At 41.0% G+C, this 20945-nt stretch carries 18 protein-coding genes and 1 other RNA gene; 10 read left to right on the top strand and 9 right to left on the bottom strand.

What is annotated here, in order from left to right; genetic code table 11:
* Window positions 1-109: 109 nt before the first annotated feature.
* Together CXF88_RS13225 and CXF88_RS13220 are read right to left on the bottom strand one after the other, a co-directional pair.
* Window positions 110-436 (bottom strand): YraN family protein, encoded by a 327-nt coding sequence (locus CXF88_RS13225; protein ID WP_101087297.1) that lies wholly within the window; start codon window positions 434-436, stop codon window positions 110-112.
* The gene (locus CXF88_RS13220) at window positions 433-2256 is read right to left on the bottom strand and encodes a penicillin-binding protein activator (RefSeq protein WP_101087296.1); all 1824 of its coding nucleotides are present in this window, start codon (window positions 2254-2256) and stop codon (window positions 433-435) included. Before CXF88_RS13220 ends, CXF88_RS13225 begins: the two co-directional genes overlap by 4 nt.
* A gap of 89 nt (window positions 2257-2345) precedes the next feature.
* Between CXF88_RS13220 and rsmI the strand changes: the two genes are divergently transcribed.
* The 5 genes from rsmI (at window position 2346) to CXF88_RS13195 (ending at window position 6743) form a co-directional block, all read left to right on the top strand.
* Window positions 2346-3188: a 16S rRNA (cytidine(1402)-2'-O)-methyltransferase gene (gene rsmI, locus CXF88_RS13215; protein ID WP_011635880.1), complete on the top strand. Its 843-nt coding sequence runs from the start codon at window positions 2346-2348 to the stop codon at window positions 3186-3188.
* A 54-nt stretch (window positions 3189-3242) separates the two neighbouring features.
* An RNA gene (rnpB, locus tag CXF88_RS13210) (RNase P RNA component class A) lies at window positions 3243-3596 on the top strand.
* A 93-nt stretch (window positions 3597-3689) separates the two neighbouring features.
* On the top strand, window positions 3690-5372 hold the full coding sequence (locus tag CXF88_RS13205; RefSeq protein WP_101087295.1) for a tyrosine-type recombinase/integrase: 1683 nt from the start codon (window positions 3690-3692) through the stop codon (window positions 5370-5372).
* 15 nt (window positions 5373-5387) lie between these two features.
* A complete protein-coding gene (locus CXF88_RS13200; RefSeq protein ID WP_101087294.1) occupies window positions 5388-6038 on the top strand; it encodes a hypothetical protein in 651 nt (216 codons plus the stop codon).
* Between the two features lie 249 nt (window positions 6039-6287).
* The gene (locus CXF88_RS13195) at window positions 6288-6743 is read left to right on the top strand and encodes a hypothetical protein (protein ID WP_101087293.1); all 456 of its coding nucleotides are present in this window, start codon (window positions 6288-6290) and stop codon (window positions 6741-6743) included.
* A gap of 89 nt (window positions 6744-6832) precedes the next feature.
* Here CXF88_RS13195 and CXF88_RS13190 read toward each other — a convergent pair whose 3' ends face one another.
* Window positions 6833-7381 carry a tyrosine-type recombinase/integrase gene (locus tag CXF88_RS13190; RefSeq protein ID WP_101087292.1) on the bottom strand — a complete coding sequence of 183 codons (549 nt, stop codon included), beginning with the start codon at window positions 7379-7381 and terminating at the stop codon, window positions 6833-6835.
* A gap of 245 nt (window positions 7382-7626) precedes the next feature.
* On the opposite strand from CXF88_RS13190, the gene CXF88_RS13185 reads away from it, so the two are divergent.
* Both CXF88_RS13185 and CXF88_RS13180 read left to right on the top strand, forming a co-directional pair.
* Entirely contained in the window at window positions 7627-8130 is a 504-nt protein-coding gene (locus tag CXF88_RS13185) for a hypothetical protein (RefSeq protein WP_101087291.1), read from the top strand.
* A 551-nt stretch (window positions 8131-8681) separates the two neighbouring features.
* Window positions 8682-10817: a TonB-dependent siderophore receptor gene (locus CXF88_RS13180; RefSeq protein ID WP_101087290.1), complete on the top strand. Its 2136-nt coding sequence runs from the start codon at window positions 8682-8684 to the stop codon at window positions 10815-10817.
* Between the two features lie 306 nt (window positions 10818-11123).
* On the opposite strand, the gene CXF88_RS13175 is transcribed toward CXF88_RS13180, so the two are convergent.
* Window positions 11124-12803, bottom strand: a complete 1680-nt coding sequence (locus CXF88_RS13175; RefSeq protein WP_101087289.1) for a ShlB/FhaC/HecB family hemolysin secretion/activation protein — start codon at window positions 12801-12803, stop codon at window positions 11124-11126.
* 254 nt (window positions 12804-13057) lie between these two features.
* A complete protein-coding gene (locus CXF88_RS13170; protein ID WP_011635884.1) occupies window positions 13058-14278 on the bottom strand; it encodes a threonine/serine exporter family protein in 1221 nt (406 codons plus the stop codon).
* Between the two features lie 163 nt (window positions 14279-14441).
* Here CXF88_RS13170 and CXF88_RS13165 point away from each other — a divergent pair, with 163 nt between their 5' ends.
* The gene (locus tag CXF88_RS13165; RefSeq protein ID WP_101087288.1) at window positions 14442-14837 is read left to right on the top strand and encodes an MAPEG family protein; all 396 of its coding nucleotides are present in this window, start codon (window positions 14442-14444) and stop codon (window positions 14835-14837) included.
* A 202-nt stretch (window positions 14838-15039) separates the two neighbouring features.
* Window positions 15040-17382: a YgiQ family radical SAM protein gene (locus CXF88_RS13160; protein ID WP_101087287.1), complete on the top strand. Its 2343-nt coding sequence runs from the start codon at window positions 15040-15042 to the stop codon at window positions 17380-17382.
* 1 nt (window position 17383) lies between these two features.
* Here CXF88_RS13160 and CXF88_RS13155 read toward each other — a convergent pair whose 3' ends face one another.
* Window positions 17384-17572, bottom strand: coding sequence for a hypothetical protein (locus CXF88_RS13155; RefSeq protein WP_101087286.1), 189 nt, complete (start codon window positions 17570-17572; stop codon window positions 17384-17386).
* 72 nt (window positions 17573-17644) lie between these two features.
* Here CXF88_RS13155 and CXF88_RS13150 point away from each other — a divergent pair, with 72 nt between their 5' ends.
* Window positions 17645-18187, top strand: coding sequence for a hypothetical protein (locus tag CXF88_RS13150; RefSeq protein WP_242445159.1), 543 nt, complete (start codon window positions 17645-17647; stop codon window positions 18185-18187).
* A gap of 280 nt (window positions 18188-18467) precedes the next feature.
* Here CXF88_RS13150 and CXF88_RS13145 read toward each other — a convergent pair whose 3' ends face one another.
* The 3 genes from CXF88_RS13145 to CXF88_RS13135 form a co-directional block, all read right to left on the bottom strand.
* Window positions 18468-19049, bottom strand: a complete 582-nt coding sequence (locus CXF88_RS13145) for a lipid-binding SYLF domain-containing protein (protein WP_101087284.1) — start codon at window positions 19047-19049, stop codon at window positions 18468-18470.
* Between the two features lie 161 nt (window positions 19050-19210).
* The gene (locus CXF88_RS13140) at window positions 19211-20152 is read right to left on the bottom strand and encodes a hypothetical protein (protein ID WP_101087283.1); all 942 of its coding nucleotides are present in this window, start codon (window positions 20150-20152) and stop codon (window positions 19211-19213) included.
* Window positions 20153-20216: 64 nt separating this feature from the next.
* Entirely contained in the window at window positions 20217-20609 is a 393-nt protein-coding gene (locus CXF88_RS13135) for a nitrous oxide-stimulated promoter family protein (RefSeq protein WP_101087282.1), read from the bottom strand.
* Between the last annotated feature and the right edge of the window lie 336 nt (window positions 20610-20945).

The raw sequence follows: 20945 nt of genomic DNA, 5'->3' as shown, positions 1-20945 counted from the left end.
TTATGTCTACGTATGTCTCTGATCAGCTTTTTTATCGTCGCTCATCAGTTAGACTCGGTAATTTGACTATATGATGCCATAAATCAAGGTTATGGTAATCAATTGCCGCTTAAAAACAGCCTTGTAGCCAGTTTATTTCATCAATATTCATCGCAATGACATCAAAGCGACAAGGTGGATTTAATTTTTGTCGTTGTAAATAATGCTCAGCGGCTAATCTTATCCGGGTGATTTGCTTACTTGTTAACGCATTTAAGGCGCCACCAAACTGATTTGACGACCTAAATTTTACTTCAACAAACACCCAGACATCTAGCTGGCGCATAATTAAATCTATTTCACCAAATGGGTATCGAACATTAGCATCTACAAACGTTAGACCTTGTTGTTCAAGGTAAGTTCGCGCACGTTGCTCAGCTAATTGTCCACTGTTCATAGTGGTGTTAATTGTCCTTGGCTATATTTTCCCCAAGAAAGTTGACGATCTATCACTCCATTAGGTTTCACTGATAATGCACCACTGCGGCCAATAAATTGGTATCCCGGGAAAGCGCGCATTTGCGCTAAACGATTAACCAATTCAAGGGCATCAAAACCCATTGCATATAGGCGTTTTTGGCTGTTATTCCAACCACTCCAAAGCTCAGAAACCAGCTGTGTTTCGCTGCTAGGTTGCATTAGCCAAGGTACATCGCTAATGATCAAGTTATTTAACTCTTGTGCCGACTGCGCTGACTCGCTTTCAAGACGGCTACGGCTAGTGGTATATAAGGTTACGGGTTCAGAGAACACACTAAAGTTAACGTCTAAAAAGGGTTTTAGCAGGGCTAAATCTTGTGAACCCGAAATCATGTAAATCGCATCAATATCTTGGCGAGAACGAAAATCTGATTCTAAGCGGCTACCCAATAAATCACGCATTCTGCTAATACGCGCTTGGCTATCTTTCACACCTAATGCTTCTTGAACTGTTACCTTCATTTGGTCGCCAGCATCATAGAAATACACTTCGGCATCATTGCTGGTTAAGGTTTGCCAAGTTTGCTTAAAGCTGTCTGCCATACGTTTGCCAATCGGATCGTTACTGGCCAATAATAGTGGCAACTTTACCCCATCGCTATACAGCTTATGTGCAGCGTCACTGGCTTCTTGTGCTGGAGACAACGAAAAGTAAAACAGGTTTGGTTGTGGCGTAAACGTATCTGTTTGGTTCAAATACAGCTGTGGCACTGTGGTCTTTTGTTTATCGTTAATTTTCTGTAGTTCTTCAACTTCATTGGGTAACAATGGCCCAATGACAAATTCTGCGCCTTTGGCTACAGCTTGTTGATAAGCGGCCGCAACCCCTTGCTGAGTATCATAAAAGTTAAGTGAGACATTGCTATCAAAATCAGATAAATAGCTCGATAAAAGACCTTGACGAATAGGTTCAGCAACCACAGCGCGTGGGCCACTTAACGGTAATAATACCGCTATATTTTGCGGTCTAAACGGTTTGGCATTAAGCGCTTTTTCTAAATCAGCAGGTAACTTAACCGCGCCTGGATGATACGGATTATTACGCTGCCACTCACCTAAATAACGCACCAATTGCGTCGGCTCAACCGCGTAATGTTTAGCGATAAAGGTTAATTGTAACCAACCAGCAAAAATCGGATTCGATTGATCGCGCATAAACGACTGCACAGTTTCTTCGGATAAAGGTTGTAGTAACTTCCAAATAACATTATTGATCGCTGTGGTTTCAGATTTTGGTAAGTAGTTGCTTAATAGACTTAACTGCTTAACCTGATCAATTGGCTGTTGAGTATTTTTGTACAGCTTGGCTTTAAATTGGTGATAACTTGCCATTTGCCAGCGTGGTAGTTGCCAATGTGGTGGATACTGTAAAATATCTAATGCGGCTTGGCTGCTATTGGTTTTTTCGACAATGCGAGCGCGCAAGTAAATATGCTCCGCTTGAAGCGAGGGAACGTTCACCATCGACTTCTGCATTGACGTTAATACATTAGCGGCAGAATTAAAGTTACCATCATTGATATAAGCATGAGCGGCGAGTAATAAATAACGATCACGCTTTTCTGGTAAACTGCTATTCGTTGCCTCAGCCAAATAAATTTTAGCTGGATGTTCAGCGGCAACGAGCGATGCGCTAGCGTCAACATTATCCTGCTGTTTTTTGGTGGCACAACCGACCACCAATACAGAGAAAATCAACGCGCACACGAATTTTGTAGTATTCAGTCTTATTAACACTTGGCTTCACTCTGGTAAGATGCTGTCACTAGTTTAACCTGCTCTTACGCTTGGCGAAAGTATCAGGTAGATTCATTATCGAGGTAATTATGGACCAAATGGTCGCGCTGTATATTGTTCCCACCCCAATTGGTAATTTTGGCGACATCAGCGCTCGGGCAATAGAGGTGCTGCAACAGGTTGATTTAATCGCCTGTGAAGACACTCGCCACAGCGGAAGGCTGCTAAGTCACTTTGGTATTGAAACCCGTAAAACGGCATTACATGATCACAATGAACGTGACCGAGCACAATGGATAGTTGAACAATTAAATGAAGGCAAATCAATCGCGCTCATTTCTGACGCTGGGACGCCGTTAATTTCTGACCCCGGCTACCATTTAGTTAACCATGTTCGTCAAGCTGGCCATCGAGTCGTACCTTTGCCTGGGGCATGTGCAGCGATAACAGCCTTAAGTGCATCAGGCTTACCGTCTGATCGCTTTAGTTTTGAAGGTTTTTTACCGTCAAAAGAAAAAGCCCGTATCGATAAACTTGAATTTCTTAAAGAAGATCCTCGTACTTTGATATTTTACGAATCTCCTCACCGTATTCTTTATAGCCTCGCCGCTATTGTTGACGTTTTAGGCGCCGATAGGCAAGTGGTAATGGCACGTGAAGTCACTAAAACCTTCGAAACCTTCTTATCTGGCACCGCTGCAGAGGTATTAGCGCTGGTTGAAGCTGATGATAATCAGCAAAAAGGCGAAATGGTCATTATGTGCCATGGCTTTACATTATCTGATGAAGAAGGTATTCCAGCGGTTGCCGTTGCTACCCTAAAGTTACTTTGTGAAGAGTTGCCGCTTAAAAAAGCCGCCGCTATAGCAGGGCAAATTCATGGTTTAAAGAAAAATGCCCTATATAAATACGGTTTAGAACTGGATTTATAAAAAGCCGCTCGCTTTGGCATTGGTTTGTTGCGCTGCTTAGGCTATAATCCGCGCCGAGTTGGCCAGACAGTTGCCGCGTACGCAAGTACGGGGAGGAAAGTCCGGGCTTCAAAGAGCGGGGTACCAGGTAACGCCTGGGCGGTGTGAACCGACGACAAGTGCAACAGAGAGGAAACCGCCATTTTGGCTTCGGCTAAGATGGTAAGGGTGAAAGGGTGCGGTAAGAGCGCACCGTGCGGCTAGCAATAGTCCGTAGCAAGGTAAACTCTACCCGAAGCAAGACCAAATAGGGTTCCGCATGGCGCTGCTCGCGTTGGAACCGGGTAGGTTGCTTGAGCCTGTGAGCGATTGCAGGCCTAGATGAATAACTGTCCACGACAGGACCCGGCTTATCGGCTAACTCAACCAATTGGGAAAGCCCCTTGTAATTCAAGGGGCTAACTCAATACTTCAATAGTTATCCATATAATCAGTGTGACGCTGTAACATAAGGTGTCACACATGAACTATCAAAAAATCCCTCATACTATTGTCAGAAATGGCATCTACTATCTTAATTTTCGATTAAACGATAAAAAGTTCATCCGCCAGTCTCTTTTAACTGATAGTGCTAGACAGGCTAAGTTTCTAGTCGGTAAGATGTTGCCATCTATCAGGAAAATGAAAAATCAAATGGAATTGCCCTCTGGAGAAGACCTTGTTGATCGTATATCAGCACTGAATCAAGTAATTCGAACCATGGTTTCTAACATTCGTGAGCGTGCCAATGCAGCAATGTATCCCACATCAAATGAAGCTATGTTATACATAAAAAAGTGGAATTCTATATGTGATGATATCGAATGCCCTGAAGATATTGAACCAGATTACTGGGAAGGGTATTTACAGGCGGAATATTATAACCAACCAAGCAAACATGCTTTAGATTGTCTATTCCCATTAGAAGTAGATCCAAAAAATACTGCTTACAATATTGTCCGCACAATATTCAATCCGGCTAAGCCAGAGTTTCACAATGTATTAGAGTCCGTAACTCGAGTCTATGATATTGCAAGTAGCATACGTGATAAAATTGAAGCCTTTGATTATCCAGAAGCTGAAAAACAAATTAAAAGCTTAGAGCTTTATGCTGAAAGGTTATGCGGTGACAAGTTAATTCCACCAGCACACATTACTAGCCAGCCAATCTTATCTGTCAAAGAAACCTCGCCATTACTGTCAAATTGTTTTAATCAATTCATTAATTCTAAGCAGAATGGTAAAGACCGTTGGGATGAAAAACAACTAAGTACTAATAAACGTAATGCTGATACATTATTAGCGCTAATTGGTGATATGCCAATTAACGACATAGATTCTCATGTTTTAGATGACGCATTTAGCATTGCCATGCAGATGCCTTCACGAAACAAGAAACCCTACAACCGTTTAAGCGTACCAGAGTGCATAGAACTTGTTCAGTCGGGTGATATTGATGAAGATGACATAGTATCAGTCAAAACAGTTAAGGAGCTTAAGAAGCTATTGCAAGGGCTTTATAAGTTTCTAAAACTCAAAAGAGAGATTGATAAATCACCCACTGAGGGAATGTTAATTAACCTATCCAGCAATACAAGGCGTGGGGCATTTAGTCATACTGAAATGCAGTCTATTGTTGAGCATGCTTGTACGCAGACAGAAGACTATAAAAAATGGCCTCTACTGATAATGGCTTATACTGGAATGCGTAATGGTGAAATCATGCAATTACGTCAACAAGATATTAAGTACGACAGCGAAACAGAAATTCTCTATTTTCACATCACCCCAGATGCTGGTTCCGTCAAAACAAAAGCGGCAATACGTAAAATCCCAGTCCACTCCAAGTTACTTGAACAAGAGTTTTTAGCGTTTGTAGGGGATTCAGATGATAGATTGTTTGAACAAGGGGCTAGAGCGCTAACGAGCTACTATCAAAGGATTAAGAGAGTATTGCAACTTCCTGATGTAGATGAAAATAATGATATACTTTCCCTGTATTCAATACGCCATAGAGTTATTACTACCTTGCAGTCAAAAGGGGTGAATCCATCCACAACACAGCAGCTTGTCGGGCATTCAAAACAAGGCTCTATTACGGATAGATATACTCACAGTATAGGTTTAACATCGTTAAAGTTGGCGATTGAATTGATTCATTATTAATAGGATGATTTTAATATGTTTGAGCGAATTGAAATATTAAGCGGTGATCTAGAAACTGGTGTTTGGTTAATTGGTAAAGATAATATTTCATTCTCTGGAGGTTTTAATTTATCCCGAATAGTGAAGTTTTCAGAATTTGAGTCAATAACTCGAAAAGAACAAATTAAAAATGATGTCTATATCGAAATTGAACTTGTGACAGGTAAGTTAGCTAATGCTAAGTTAGATATTAAGCATTATTCGAAGCTATATGATGGCTTTGTCTCTGCTAGGAAAGTTGTATCTGCTGCTAATCACTCAATAAATACCGATGATAAGAAACAAAATGGAAGTGATACTCGGAGTGCTCCTAATGGTAATGACGGCATGCCTAGCAAAAACCAAGTGAACTTGGGGTGGGGTCTATTTATAGGCTTGATTTTTATTGCTTTTATATTATCGCCTAGTGAAAAAAGTAAAGTGAATAGTCCGCCTAATGTAACTGATAATGAGCGAAATATTCAACATGAGCGAGAAGCTAAAGCAATCGTACAATCAGCAGGTTACAAATGTGATTCAGTAGATAAAGTGCTTACAGGGTTCGGCATAACACTTTCATGTAATGGTTACCAGTATGTCTATGATATTGAAGATGTCGGGGGAAATTGGAAGGTGACTCCTCAGTAAGTTTTTATCATTATTGTTTATTTATCTACTTTTATTTTCGCCGTCACACTATCCGATTGTATGTGAGGGTTTTAACTTTTTAATTGGTTGGTTATAGATGGCTTCTTTCATTGTATAGCGTGGGCTAGAGGTCTGTTTTTTGCCTCGGGATTATTAGTGTTTTATTGCTAATGTACGATGTAGTATAGGAAAGAGATATGAAGGTTAGACGGAGTCTATATATTAATTATTGGTAGAGGGGATTAATCTGTGAGTGAGTCATCAACTGATAAGACTAAACGGAAGGTGATTGCAGCAATGGAGACTTATCAGCCAGCATATCAAACCACATTTGTGTTTGATGAGGATATGGAACCAGAGTATACATTAGAAGCCTTTACCAAGATTCGTAAAAAAGTTCTTGGTCAATTTCCTCAAATAACTTTAATTTGGTGGATAAGAGTGTACCGATACAACGGTCAAATGGTTCCAATGTTTCAATTGTTTTCAACAGATAAGTTGGACAAGGTAAAGTTAAATAATGCAATTGAAAGGACTAAAATAAAAATAGAATTACATTATAATCAACGGTCATGGACTGAGGAGAATAGAGTGCGCTGGTGTTCAACAATTAGAAAGCATAAATTACACAATTTACCTGCAGTTTATGGCAAAGAAAAAATAAGACGCTTCGCTATCAACAACAAGTCCGCGAATAGGCAATAGGACGCGATTTAAGCTTAACAAACCGCTCCCCCCTCCCTTTGTGTTAAAACATTTAAAAGTCGCTTTAAATGGCTATGAGGTGCTTTTAATTACAGTTCAAGGCACGTATAGGCATCGTTTAACTCATCTTGGTCAATACCTATGTATCTTAGTGTGTGGGCGGTTGAGCTATGCTGTAAGGCCTTTTGCACTAAAGCGATATTGTTAGTATTGCGATATTGAAAATAACCCCATGTTTTACGCATAGAATGAGTGTTTATTACGGTATCAATAATACTTGAAGCATCTTGCAATGCCTTACTCAGTGTTTGGCGTGTTATGGGCTTGTTAGTCGATTTAGCTCTGTTGCTGGTGGATTGAAATAAGTATTTATTTCCGTAGGTCTTTCTACGTTTAACAATATCTAGTGCTTTACCATTTAATCTGATTTGAATTGATTTATTGGTTTTCTGTGCCTTAACGGTCAGCATGTCATTTTTAATGTCGCTAAACTCAATCGCCAATAAATCAGATACCCTCAACGAAACTTGTAAACCAAACCGCCAAGCATCGCTTATCACTTCTGAATAGTGTTTAGTGATGAAAGTCTCAACCCGTTCAAGGTCAGCTTTAGATTTTATTGCATTGACTTCATTCATTGTAAACCCTCTATTTTACTGGCTCAGCTAAGTTACACAATTAAGTCTAGTGGAGTGATTTGAGTAAGTAAAGCGATATTGTTATTTTTAAAGACTTCCCTAGGTTACATAATGTTATTGTGTCACTTAGATATTTTGATATTTGAGTATCTTTAAAACGGTAGGCACTTTATATTTGCTCAGTAACGTTGACCACGCGCTGAAGCTTTCAATGTAAACATATCTTTCACAATAAAGAGCTTATTATGGATAATGAGAATTTTAATTTAATTGTACCGTTATGGGATGAGGCCAGAAAAACTGAAGAGGAAGTTAAGCAAAAGAAGAAGGATATATTCAAACAGATTAAAGATGAATATCCGACTATAAAATTTAGAGCTTATGGTTCTCTAAATACAGCATTTAAAACATCTAAGTTAGACTCTGAAATCGCAATGAAGATAGAAGGTTTTATTGCTGATATTGATGCAAAAGAAGCCAGAGCAAAATGGTGTAGAGCTGAAAGTGGTAGGCTTAGAGCTTTAAAAGAGTTAATGGATACACGAAAGGTGCTAGATCCTAAAATCGACATTGTACCCAATGGGGAATACCCCAAGATTAAAGTATGTAAAGCCTACCCTTTAAGGCAGTCATGCAATCATGGGGAAGATTCAGTATCAAAATGGTCTCGTTGCGAATATATGCAGTATGATGATTCCCAGCATTATTTATCTAGCAGTAGATGGATGTGTTGTGAACCAGTAACCTAGGTTTATTGGTACACATTGTGTAACACACCGATGAGTGCTAATCTCATGATTCAAAGAGTTATATCACTAATCTGTGTCACACAGGGCTTATCGGCCAACTCACCTCTTTATAAAAAAGGCCTCGCAGCAATGCGAGGCCTTTTTTTATCGTTAGTACGAAAATATTGGTGTCGTAACCTATAATAGTCAACCCGAGTTGATGTTGGTTATTGTTTCTTTATGTTTTAGCTTCAGTACTATCCAATACTTGCGACAGACGATCTACTGTTGGAGTTGACTACATCCGTTCAGTAAACGTCGTCGGAACGCTAAGTATTTACAAATGGATGATTTATTAACACGAGTGTTCTACTCTATTGTTAGCTGTGCACCTCGCTCTTCCTGATCTAGTCGATAATAAATACTCATTCAACAACAAAACCTTTAAACATAAACTGACTTTATCGTTAACAAACAAGCACAAATGTAAAATTATCAGATGAGAATAGTTTTCATTAGTGTTTGGTGCTATATTGCGGCCAAATTTTACTGTTGCCGATGAGTAAGCTGTTATGCATTTGAACGTCATTAATATTGGGATGTTAAGTCTACTGCTACCTGTACTGAGTGTCAGTGCGAACGAGAACACGACCGACCTAGACTCGACAGAGTTGATTGAGAAAATTACCGTAATGGGCCGGGCACAAACCTTTTATCGTGAATCTTCTACGTCTGTGGGTGCCAAAGTTGAAACCGATATTATGGATTTACCGCAATCGGTGCAGGTGTTGAATGAACAGTTAATAGTTGACCAAGCAGCACGCGAAATCACCGATTTATACCGCTCTATTGCGGGTGTGAGCACTTATAGTTATTCAGGGGTGACCTTTCGTGGCTTTCGTGATGACAGTAATGTGTTTTATGACGGTGTAAGAGGCGACCCTTTTTCTGGTTTCGGTGTACCACAGTTATTTAATATTGAACGAGTTGAAGTGTTAAAAGGTCCAGCAGCTGCGATATACGGTGGTGGTGAGCCTGGCGGCATGATTAATTATGTCAGCAAAAAGCCGAGTTTTGTCCAAGATACTGAAGTGACATTAACCACAGGCGATAACGACCGTATGGGCGGGTCAATTGATTCTAAAGGTGGTTTAACGGATTCAATTGCTTATCGTTTAGGCGGTTTTTATGAGCAAAAAGACAGTTTTCGAAATAATGCCGACTCTGAAAATACCGAGTTAACAGGTGGATTATTATTTCAACTTGACGATGACACTACACTCACAACAACGATTGATTATATCAAACAAGACTTAGGTGGTAATCGTTTGCGTGGCGTTCCCGTTGACGATGATGGTAACTTTTTGGTTGATCCAAGCTATAACGCTAATGAAAAATCCGACTATCAAAACCTTGAAGCAACAATATTACAAGCTGACTTACAGCATCATTTTAGCGATGAGTTAAGTGTTAATACCACAGTGCGTTACCTTGATAACGAGCGTGTTCAGGGATATCACGAATCACAAAGTTGGGTTGACGTTAATGGTGATGGCGAAGCCAATATTGATGATAAAACCATTAAACGCGAATATCGTAAACAGTATCGCGCTAACCAAGAAGTCAGTGTGACTTCAGATTTTGTATATCGATTAGATACTGGTATTGAGCAAACCTTATTATTTGGAGCAGATTACCATCACGTAAACAGCGATTATGATTATTGGCGTGCCCGTTATGAGGCTGATGGTGTCGCTAATCTAAACATTTTTGATCTTAATTACGGTGAAACTGATCCTTCGACTTATAACTTACAAGATCAAGATCGTGATGGCACTAAAACCGAACGCGCGGGTTTATATGTTCAAGATCAAATCAGTTTAAGCGAGAAATGGTTGTTATTGGTGGGGCTACGTTACGATCATTTTAACGATTTTGATAAAGAAACTGGATTTGAGTTTAGTGATAATCATGTATCACCGCGTGGTGGTATTGTTTATAAATACTCCACCGATACATCATTTTATGTTAATTATGCAGAAAGTTTTAATCCGACCTCGCTTGGCGATCAAGAAACGGCGAGTGAAGACAGTAGCTTAGAACCTGAAATGGGTGAACAAGTTGAACTAGGGATAAAAAATCAGTGGTTTAATGGCAGCATGATGACCACGTTAGCTGTGTATCAAATTAATAAAAAAGATGTCGCCATGAATAATCCTGCTGACACGGGCAATGATGACGGAATCCCTGCGTTAGTAAGCTTAGGTGAAGTTGAAAGTAAAGGACTTGAGTTTACGTTGGTGGGAGATATAACACCTAATTGGACTGTCATGGCTAATTACGCCTATAACGATACTCGTGTTACTCAAGGCGATATTGGCGATACCTATGCCGATGGCAGCAAGTTTGTTAATGCGCCGCGTCATCAAGCGGGTTTGTGGACGCGTTATGATATTGACAGTTTGAATTCTGCTATTGCACTGGGTGCAGATTATGTCAGTGAGCAAATGAGTGCAGATGCGCAGCGTGTTAAACCCTATACCGTTTTTGATATGAGCTGGACAACTACGTGGCAAGATACCCAGTTTCAGCTAAATGTGAAAAACCTGTTTGATAAAGAATATGCTGTGAGCGGATTCTCTGAGCGTAATGGTCATTTCCCCGGCGCACCGAGAGAGGTGGTGTTGCAGGTATCGCATCACTTTTAATGTCGAATTATTAGTGGGGTTGTATTAACGTCTTGCTGAATTAAAAAAAGGGCGTAAACAATTTATTGTTTACGCCCTTTTTTGCTATTTGACCGAGGGTTAAAAGCTGGCTTTGTGGCCATCAGTTGAGACTATTATCGGTCACCAAGTTAGATAGAATGAATGCCAATATTGTCAATTCCGCTAATGCTAAAATCACTAACAACTTCAATCAGTAAAGATGTTACCAAGTCTACATGGCAAAACCTCAAGCATTTAGTGCTGACGGCCTTGCGAATGTATATCGTAACCAAACAGTCTGCCTAATTAAAAATGGTCTTTTACCTGAAATCTGAACTCCCAAGCGTTGATGTCGTTGCCCGTAGTGATCGGGACGGCAATATCAACATGGGCTACGTTACCGTAACTGGATTTAGAAGAGTAAATCCGTGCGCCAATACCAATACTACCAATAGGGCCATCAACTTCGTTTTGCTCGTCTGGACCACCGCTTGCTTGACCTATATCGGCAAATACAGCCCAACCTAACTCGGCCAATTGATATAAATTGATGTTTGGATAGTATCGGATTTCACTCGTGAGCAACCATTGATTGTCACCATGTTGGTAGTCGTTGGGATATCCCCGTACACCTGTTTCGTCGCCAAGGGCAAACGTTTGATCAAGATAGTTATTGTGTGAGGTTGCGATACGCGCCTTGGAGTAGGCCGTCCACTTAGGGCTGATTTGGTGGAAGAATTCAGCGGCTAAACCGACATTATAAAAGTCTTGTTGGCCGGTTTGAATATCCGTTCGAGCATTAACGGTCATTAGCAATAATTGATTGTCTTCCTGCCAACCGCGACTGCTTGAAGCCGTTACGTGATAACCCACAGCAGCATTGTCGGCAACGTCATTGGTTTCCAATCCTAAACTTACAGTGTGGTGCCAACCTAAGTTAAAGTCTTCGTTATTATTAATCAGGTGGATATTGTTCAGCACTGTGTATTGGTCTTGCAGGTATTCGTAGCTGATCCAAGGGTAAACAAACTCACGATCAAAAGGTAACGGTGAAATGGGGTAATCGTCTATGTTATTGAATTGATGTTGGTCTTGGGTTATCCCTAGGCTAATACGGTGCAATTGATCTGGCGTTTTATCGACTAACCAACCAAATCCGACGTTAGCATAATCGATAACATGTTCAAATTCGTTAATGTCTTGGCCATTTTGTCTTATGGTGTCGATGCGGGTATCCGTTAACCATGACAGGGCGTACATGTTCTGAGTATCAAGAGTATAAAAGGGCTTATTAAAGGCGATAGCAGACGCTTGGCCGTCACTGTTGTCGTAAAAATCGACCGACACATTACCGTGTTTAATCCATCTTACTGGAGCATCAAAGGCAAACTTATACCCGGTGCGGTCGGCACTTGACTGGTATTTTATTTTAGTTTTAACCCCTAATCCCAGTAAGTTATCTTCCTTCATGCCAAACGAGTATTTAGTGTCGCCGCCATTTTTACTCAAACTGACCGTTGGCAGTAATGACCAGTTATCCCACGTTTCGACTAATACCACGTCTTCAACGTTGTCGTCGGCGAGTGGATCTTTTCTGGCAATGTTGATATCAGCATCACGAATGTAAGGTTCGTAGCGCAATAATCGCTGCGCTTCTTGAAGATCTTTCTGAGTAATTTTTTCACCTTTTTCAAAGCTTAAGCTATTGAGAATAGTCGACTCTTTGGTATTGATATGCAGATAGTTTGCCCAACGATGAAGGAAAATAGCATCCGGAGCTGACTCATCAAAAATAGGATGACTAACGACTACAATGTTGGCGACTTTTTCGACATCATGTTTATTCGTTGTCGACGGACTAGAGGGCGTGGTGACAGAGTCATCGTTGGCTTTTAACTGTGCTTCACTGTCAGCAATAGTTGCTTGAACAGCAGACGAAGAAAGCAGGATGACGAAAAAAAATACTGCCATAAATATGATTGGCATAGCTTCGTCCTTATTTTTATTGTTATGTTTTTGAGAGGCCAGTAAGAATAGAACTATTGTTTTCAATATGAACTTTTTATGTTGCCTCTTTGTTTCATATCATACCTGAATAACATAATAGTCAAGCATTTAGCTTGAATAAATATTTCATTAATCCATTTAAATCATGTGGGTATTTGGGTTGCTAAAAAATAAGGGCAGCATTTATAGCTGCCCTTTAATACCGATAGGAAGGTAATGTTAACTTGTAAGATTTATAACGAACGGCGAGGGGGCACGATAACGTTAGCAAAAATAAGCCCAGCGATTAAGGACATAAAAATTAAGAATATTTGTGAGCCTAAATGGGCTTGATTGAGCATGGTTTCGCCCGAAATTAATGCATTGAGACCAATATAGGTTTTGCTACCAGGGACCAGAATAACGATGCCTTGCAGTAACGCAATCGACACTGGCGCCTTCATCCAGCGCGCATACAGATTTGAATAGATGCCCACGGCTAGTGCACCGACAAAAATACCAATAGACTCACCTAAATAAATCCCGCCTAACATGGCAGAGAAAAATGCCACAATGCCGGCAAATATGCCCCAAGGGGAATCTTTTAAGCGTGCTTTAAAGATAATAACCAACGACATCGACAATAACGGCACCGCAGACCAAATCGCCCAACGAGGCAACGGTATAGGTTCTACATAGATAGTTTCACCAAAGATGGCTTTACCAATGGTCATGCCAAGCACAGCACCAAAATACAGTTTAAATAACTGCATCACAGCATCCATGATACGTGCCGTACCGGAGATTAAATCGCGGGCGGCAAGTTCCGCTAAGCCGAGAGTGAGTGCAAGACCGGGAACAAAAATAATAATCCCCGATAAAATGGTTACGGGTAAATTGATACTCGGGTCTAATTGCGCAATCCCTGACGCTAAGATAGCGCAAACTACCGCCGCCATGGGTTCGAGCATCTCTGCGATACGTTTTGAGCGTTCAGCCCAAAAAACTAAGCTGTATACCAGTAAACCAAAAATAGCTGACCAAAAAACGTCATGCCAACCGGTACCCATTAACATGGCGAAAGCCCCCGCACTGGATCCAAAAGCTAACAGCGTCAGTTTATGGCCATAAGGATTGGGTTTATTGGCGATTTCTTCTAAGCGTTCTAATGCTTCTTGCAAGGTTCGCTGCCCAGAACTAAGCTCTTCAACCAATTCAAAGGTACGTGCTAACGAGCCTAAATCTAAGTCGCCAGGTTTAACGCGTGCAACGTGATTGTATTCTTGCTCAGTGTCATGTTGGAGTACAAATGTCATCGATGTGGGCGATATTAAAAAATATCCTTCAATACCAAGGGTATTACATACCGTTTGCAAGTGGGATTCTAAGCGATACGCAGGAGTACCAAATTTGTGCAGGTACTTACCTAGTTTAATGATAAATCTACGTTTTTCTAAAAAATCCTGATTATCCACTGGGCAGTAGTCACTCTTGTTAAGGTATTGAGTTTATTTTGGCGCGAATATTAACCGATTAAGGCGTGTGTTTACAGCCAAACTGATTCAAAATGTAGTGATAACATCAACAAATCAAAGATTAGTATAATAACAATAATATAGACGACTTAAGGAATAACACATGACATTGATGATATCGGGTTTATATGCGGGCCTAACAGCGTTGTTGGTTTTAGCATTATCTTACAAAGTGGTTAAATTTCGTCGAGTGAATAAAATAGGTATTGGTGATGGTGGCCATCAAGGATTATCCATTGCGATCAGAGCTCATGGCAATTTAATTGAAAATGCACCCATAGTACTCATTTTGTTAGCGCTGGCTGAATTGAATGGCATGCCGGTTTACTTGATACACTGTTTGGGCACAGCTTGGATTGTGGCGCGTTTATTACATGCTATTGGATTAAACCAAGGTCAAGGCGGCCATCACTTCGGCCGTTTTTGGGGTGTATTAACCACTTGGATAGTACTATTAATCTTAGCGGTTGCTAATATTGGCTTCTTTATTGGGTTATAACATTGAAAGCATAAGGGAATAGCAATATTCCCACGTGTTTTACAAGGTTATAAAAGGATAAAAATATTTCACTTTTGGTGTTTTTTTAGTCACACTTAGTGTCGCTCTACTGCTATACTCCGCGTCCGTTAAATTCAGCCGTAGGCTGATGTTGTCATCGGATCAGCTAGGCTGGTTTTCCCCATTTATGTAGGTCATATACATGCAAGTTGAGTCAACGTTATTTAATTATCCAAAGTTTTGGGCTGAATGCTACGGAACAGCACCTTTTTTACCCATGTCTCGTAAAGAAATGGATATTTTAGGTTGGGATAGTTGCGATATTATTATCGTGACTGGCGACGCGTATGTTGATCACCCAAGTTTTGGTATGGCGGTGATTGGGCGAATGTTAGAAGCCCAAGGTTACCGTGTGGGTATTATTTCGCAGCCTGATTGGTCAAACAAAGAAGACTTTATGCAGCTAGGTCGCCCAAATCTATTTTTTGGGGTAACCGCTGGCAACATGGATTCGATGATTAACCGTTACACCGCTGACCGTAAGTTACGTCATGATGATGCTTACACTGCTGGTGATATTGGCGGCAAACGCCCCGATCGTGCCGTGACCGTGTATACCCAGCGTTGTAAAGAAGCCTTTAAAGACGTACCCGTTGTTATCGGTGGCATTGAAGCCAGCCTACGCCGTATTGCCCATTATGATTATTGGTCAGATAAAGTGCGTCGCAGTGTAATTTTTGACGCCAAAGCCGATATTTTAATTTACGGCAATGCTGAACGACCATTAATGGAAGTTGCACGCCGTATTGCTGCGGGTGAGGCCATTGGCGATATCGACGATGTTCGTGGTACCGCAACAATGCGTAAAGAACCTATGCCCGGTTGGCGTGGCATGGATTCACGCAAAATTGACCAATTACATAAAATTGAGCCATTACCTAGCCCATATGGTGCAGATGATGTTGGTTGCAGTAATTTGTCAGGTCCAACAGACGAAAAGATTTTTGATAACGAGGCACCTAAAGCCATTAGCGTTCAACCGCCTCGTCCAAAGCCATGGGAAAAAACCTATGTACTGCTTCCTGCCTATAACAAGGTCAGCGAAGACAAGTATTTGTATGCCCATGCCTCGCGTATTTTGCACCAAGAGCAAAACCCTGGCTGTGCTCGTGCGCTGTTTCAGCCACATGATGCCAACCGTGGTGTATGGGTAAATCCACCTGCGTGGCCATTAAACACCGACGAAATGGATGCCGTATTCGATTTACCTTATCAACGTATCCCGCACCCTGTGTACGGCAAAGAAAAAATTCCTGCCTACGACATGATTAAGACGTCAATCAATATCATGCGTGGTTGTTTTGGTGGTTGTTCATTCTGTTCGATTACCGAGCATGAAGGACGCATTATTCAAAGTCGCTCGAAAGAGTCGATCATCAAAGAAATTAAAGATATTCAAGAAAAAGTGCCAGGCTTTACCGGCGTTATTTCTGACTTGGGTGGCCCAACGGCGAACATGTACCGTTTAGGTTGTACCAGTGAGAAAGCGGAGAAAACCTGTCGACGTTTATCATGTGTGTTCCCGTCTATTTGCGGCCATTTAGGCACCGACCATAAACACACCATCGACTTATACAAAGCGGCGCGTGAAGTACCTGGTATTAAAAAGGTGTTAATTGCTTCGGGTGTTCGTTACGATTTGGCGATCGAAAACCCTGAATATATTAGAGAGTTAGCTAAACATCATGTGGGTGGTTATTTAAAAATTGCTCCTGAACATACCGAAGAAGGCCCGCTCAGTAAAATGATGAAGCCAGGTATGGGAACCTATGACAAGTTTAAAGAACTGTTTGATAAGTTTTCTAAAGAAGCGGGTAAAGAACAGTTTTTAATTCCGTACTTTATTTCGGCGCATCCTGGTACTACCGATGAAGACATGGTTAATTTGGCATTATGGTTAAAAGGGCAGAAATTTAAGCTCGACCAGGTGCAAAACTTTTATCCATCTCCGATGGCAAATGCGACCACGATTTATCATACCGAACTTAACTCACTGAAAAACATTAAGCATGATAGTGAACAAGTGACAGTGCCTAAAAAAGGTCGTCAGCGTAAATTGCATAAATTCTTGTTGCGTTACCACGACCCAATGGGCTGGCCGATGATCCGTGAAGCCTTAGTTGCTATGGGTAAAGAGTCGTTAATTGGTAATGGTCCAAATCATTTGGTACCACCCGAAACGCGTAACGAGCAAACTAAAGTGAAGTGGGGCCAAAAGCCATCGGCTAAAGCGAAAGAACAAAGCGGCCAAAAAGCCATGACTCGTTTTTCTGCCGATCAGTTTGAAGACCGTAAAGGTAACACTAAATCGGATAAAGGCAGTGCTAAAGCGGATAAAGGCAGTACTAAGCCAGTAGGGCAGAAACCAAAGTCTCCAGCTAAGGCTTCGGGCCAAGCGGCAAAAGGGCAAGCGCCCACAAGCCAAGGCGCTAAGCGTCCAGCAAAAGCGACCACTTGGGCGACGAAGTCTAAATACGCTAAGTAAGCTAACACGTTAAGTTGTTGTCATAAAAACCCGCATTAACGTTTGCGGGTTTTGTTTTTCTAGCAGCAATAGATCCAATAACAAGGTAATCTTGTTCGGTACTTTCGTCTTTTAATTTAGTCTGCTCAGTAGCCGTTTTGTTATACGACTGCACTTTATTGATTAAATTACTCAATGGTTTGATAAACAAGGAATGATCATTATGCCAACGTTAATTAGGCTTAGCGCATATCTCAGTGGTGCATTACTGTGTGGTAGCGCTATGTTGGTTAATCCTGCTTATGCCGCAAACTCGGTACAGCAAAAGCAATTTTTTGAAGCGATTAGCGCTCTTTGTGGCAAAGCTTTTGCCGGTAAAATCACTGCTGGTGGCAGTGAAGGAGATGGCTTTAGTGGCAAAACATTAATTATGCATGTAAGAGATTGCACCGATCATCAGTTGCGTATTCCATTTCATGTTGGCGATGATCACTCTCGCACTTGGGTGATAACTCAAACTGATACCGGATTACGCTTAAAGCATGATCATCGCCATAAAGATGGCACCGATGATAAAGTGACTATGTATGGTGGAGAGACCCGCGATACTGGCACTGCCAACTTGCAAACGTTTCCTGTGGACGATGAGTCTATTGCCAACTTCAAGCAACATGGCTTAACGCAATCGGTCACTAATGAGTGGCAGATGATGATTGAAGCGCATACTTTTACTTATCGTTTAAGTCGTGAGGATCGAGATTTTAAAGTCGAGTTTGACCTCTCTAAGCCTGTAGCATTACCGCCAGCACCTTGGGGATATAAATAGCTTTTTTGATAATATTATCCATTGTGATTTTTAGATGTAGTCTGCGGTCATTTGTAGTCTGAGTGTATGGCCTGCGGCCATTAACGTCGTAGCGTTTCGTCAATACTAGGTAAGGTAGTAGGTTGTCCACAAATGCATCAGCAAGGTTAATTTGACCGCTGTGTATATGCTAATGCCATTGTTTGGACTCTGCGATAATAAACCACTTATTCCAAATAATTCAGGCTGCCAATGGCAGCCTGAATGTTATGTACTTAACGAGTGTTAAGACTCGCAGTGGTTACTTACCATCAAAGGTAAACGACTGACCTGCGAGAGCGGCTTCAAACATTAACCCACCTTTAGCGGCGGTAAATATCGCCATACCATTGATATAGGCTGCGGCTGCGGCATGATTACTACCTGCTTGTCCTGCACCTGCTGAATTACCTGTAGTACCAACTTGCGCATTGGCACCAACGTTAATGGCCACTGCTGACGCTTGCGCGCTAAATTCAAAGCTACCGCTGGTGAACTCATTATAAGCTTTGGCATCTTTAAAGAAGATAATTTCACTATAGGCTTGTCCGCCTAACTGAAAGCCAATAGATAGTTGGGTTAATGTGGAATCCCCCATATAAGCATCGCTTTGGTATACACGACCATTTCCATATGCGGCACCAATTCCGATACCGCCTTTGGCTACGGTTGGGAAGACTGCATAACCATAAGCCGTATTAAATAAATGTCGGCTTTCATTGGCCTTTTTAAAATTAGTGATGGCATCGTTATAAGCATCTTCGTTTGCAAAACTAGGAGCTGAAAACGCGAAGCTTAATAACACGAGTAAACTGGAAAAAACTAAGCTAATAGAACGTTTCATAAATAACCTCAGTGACTAAATTGTCATGGTAAAACTCGCCATAGAGTAGCATAACCCCTAATGGGTGCGAGTTAATAAACATTTATACTCGGCGAGCATCGGTAAACGGTTGAACATTTTTTCAGTGTGATGTGTACGGGGAAATCAGTCAGTTTTCTGTCTTACTCATCCTTTTTTTTATCCCTCTCTACAGTTGAATTATCGTTTGGGTCGCGCCCATCCTCATCGACCATTAAATGATGTAAGTAAGTTATTTCTTCCTCGTCCAGCAGTGGATCAGTGTGCGGCTCTTTGCTTGATGGCGTAGCTTGGTTGGAGGCATTGAGCGACCCGCGCAAATAGGCCGATCGGGTGACTTGCTGGATGCCATATAACGCCAACACATATACGGTTAATAATAGGCTTAAACGTGTTACCGCTTGGGTTAATAATAAAACGGAGTCGCCTAAGTAAAACGGTAAATAGACCAACACGATACGCAGTATCCAATTAATGAGAATGCCGATAGTTAATACACTTAGCCAGCGGAATCGTATTACTTGTAAGTTAGGCTGCCTATTGGCCAAATATTGTGGGCGATAGTGGGATAATAAACGATAAATAGCCCCAAAATAGCCAAAGGTTTGTAGCATTAATAGGATGGGTAAAACCACAGCTAATAGATTAATACTGTTTATTTCACCCAGAGTTCCAATGGTGTTATTGGAATTTTTTGGATCGATACCAATATGAAATAATATGGTTGAACTGGTCACTAAGGCGATGATAATGGCAAAGCCAAAATGTTTGATTAACAGTGGTTGGTAATCTTGTGCTGTTAGGCTGCTTTTACAATATAAATACAGCATTGGCATTAGTAAAAAATAGATAGGGATAAACAGTGTAAGGGTTAAATGTATCGGGATAGGGGTGGTTTCAGGGGTAAGTAAACCGGTTAAAAAATAACAGCCGATAAGTAAAAAGATCCCAGCCAACAGGCTATGGCTGCGGGTGGCACTTTGGTAAATATAATGAACATACAAGCCTACTCCAAGACAATGAATGCCTCCTAGCAAGGAGAGCCACCAGTATGTTTGAATGAATAAATCGTTAAATTGGTTCATTTTCACTCTCTTTGACGATAGTGAATACTAACCTACTTTGTGTAAACCGAGTAGTTCTCGGTTATTAACTTTGCTTTACTTTACGTAAATGTCTGTTTGAAACTCTTTCTGGCGGCAGGCCTGGTGCCGGTTTGCGTTCTGCCAATAAATGCTTAATGGCAAAAATTGGATGAGGTAACAGCATTCTTGGCCCTGCATACATCATGATTTCACGTGCTCTTTGTTTCATATGAGGTTTGTAACAATGCACCGGGCATTTATTGCAAGTGGGCTTGTCTTGGCCGTAGGGGCACCGATCGAGTCGAGTATTGGCATAGCTTAAAAACTCACTACATTGCAGGCATACACCCTGGGAGGGTTTAAGAGGATGGTGCGCTTTACAGTAGATTTCGACCATAGCTTGCATGGTTCGAAATTCGTAGAGTAATTTACCGCTTAATAGTTCTGTATCATCCATAGTGTTATCTCTTATTAAATACCTTAGTAAAACAGTCGGATATTAGTAGTGTAAACTTGGCAATAGTAGCTGACAAACTCCGCTTATTTAACTTTGATCTTTGGCTCAAAATGTCCTTTTTTTGAGGTTGAGATCGCAAAAATGATTAAAACTGATGCGAAATGGCGAGTGGTCTACGACTTGTTACAGATTAAAATAGATAAATACTTGATTTTATAGTGTACATTGAAATAATAATGGCTAGTGCTTAAAAAAACAGCGCAGTATCATTAAACCATTACATTGCCTCACAATGAATGCTGTTGTGAGTGAGTTAAAACAATGTGCTCTGGCACA

The sequence above is a fragment of the Shewanella sp. ALD9 genome, assembly GCF_002836315.1.
Classification (GTDB): domain Bacteria; phylum Pseudomonadota; class Gammaproteobacteria; order Enterobacterales; family Shewanellaceae; genus Shewanella.
This window is presented reverse-complemented; position numbering and strand designations above follow the sequence as displayed.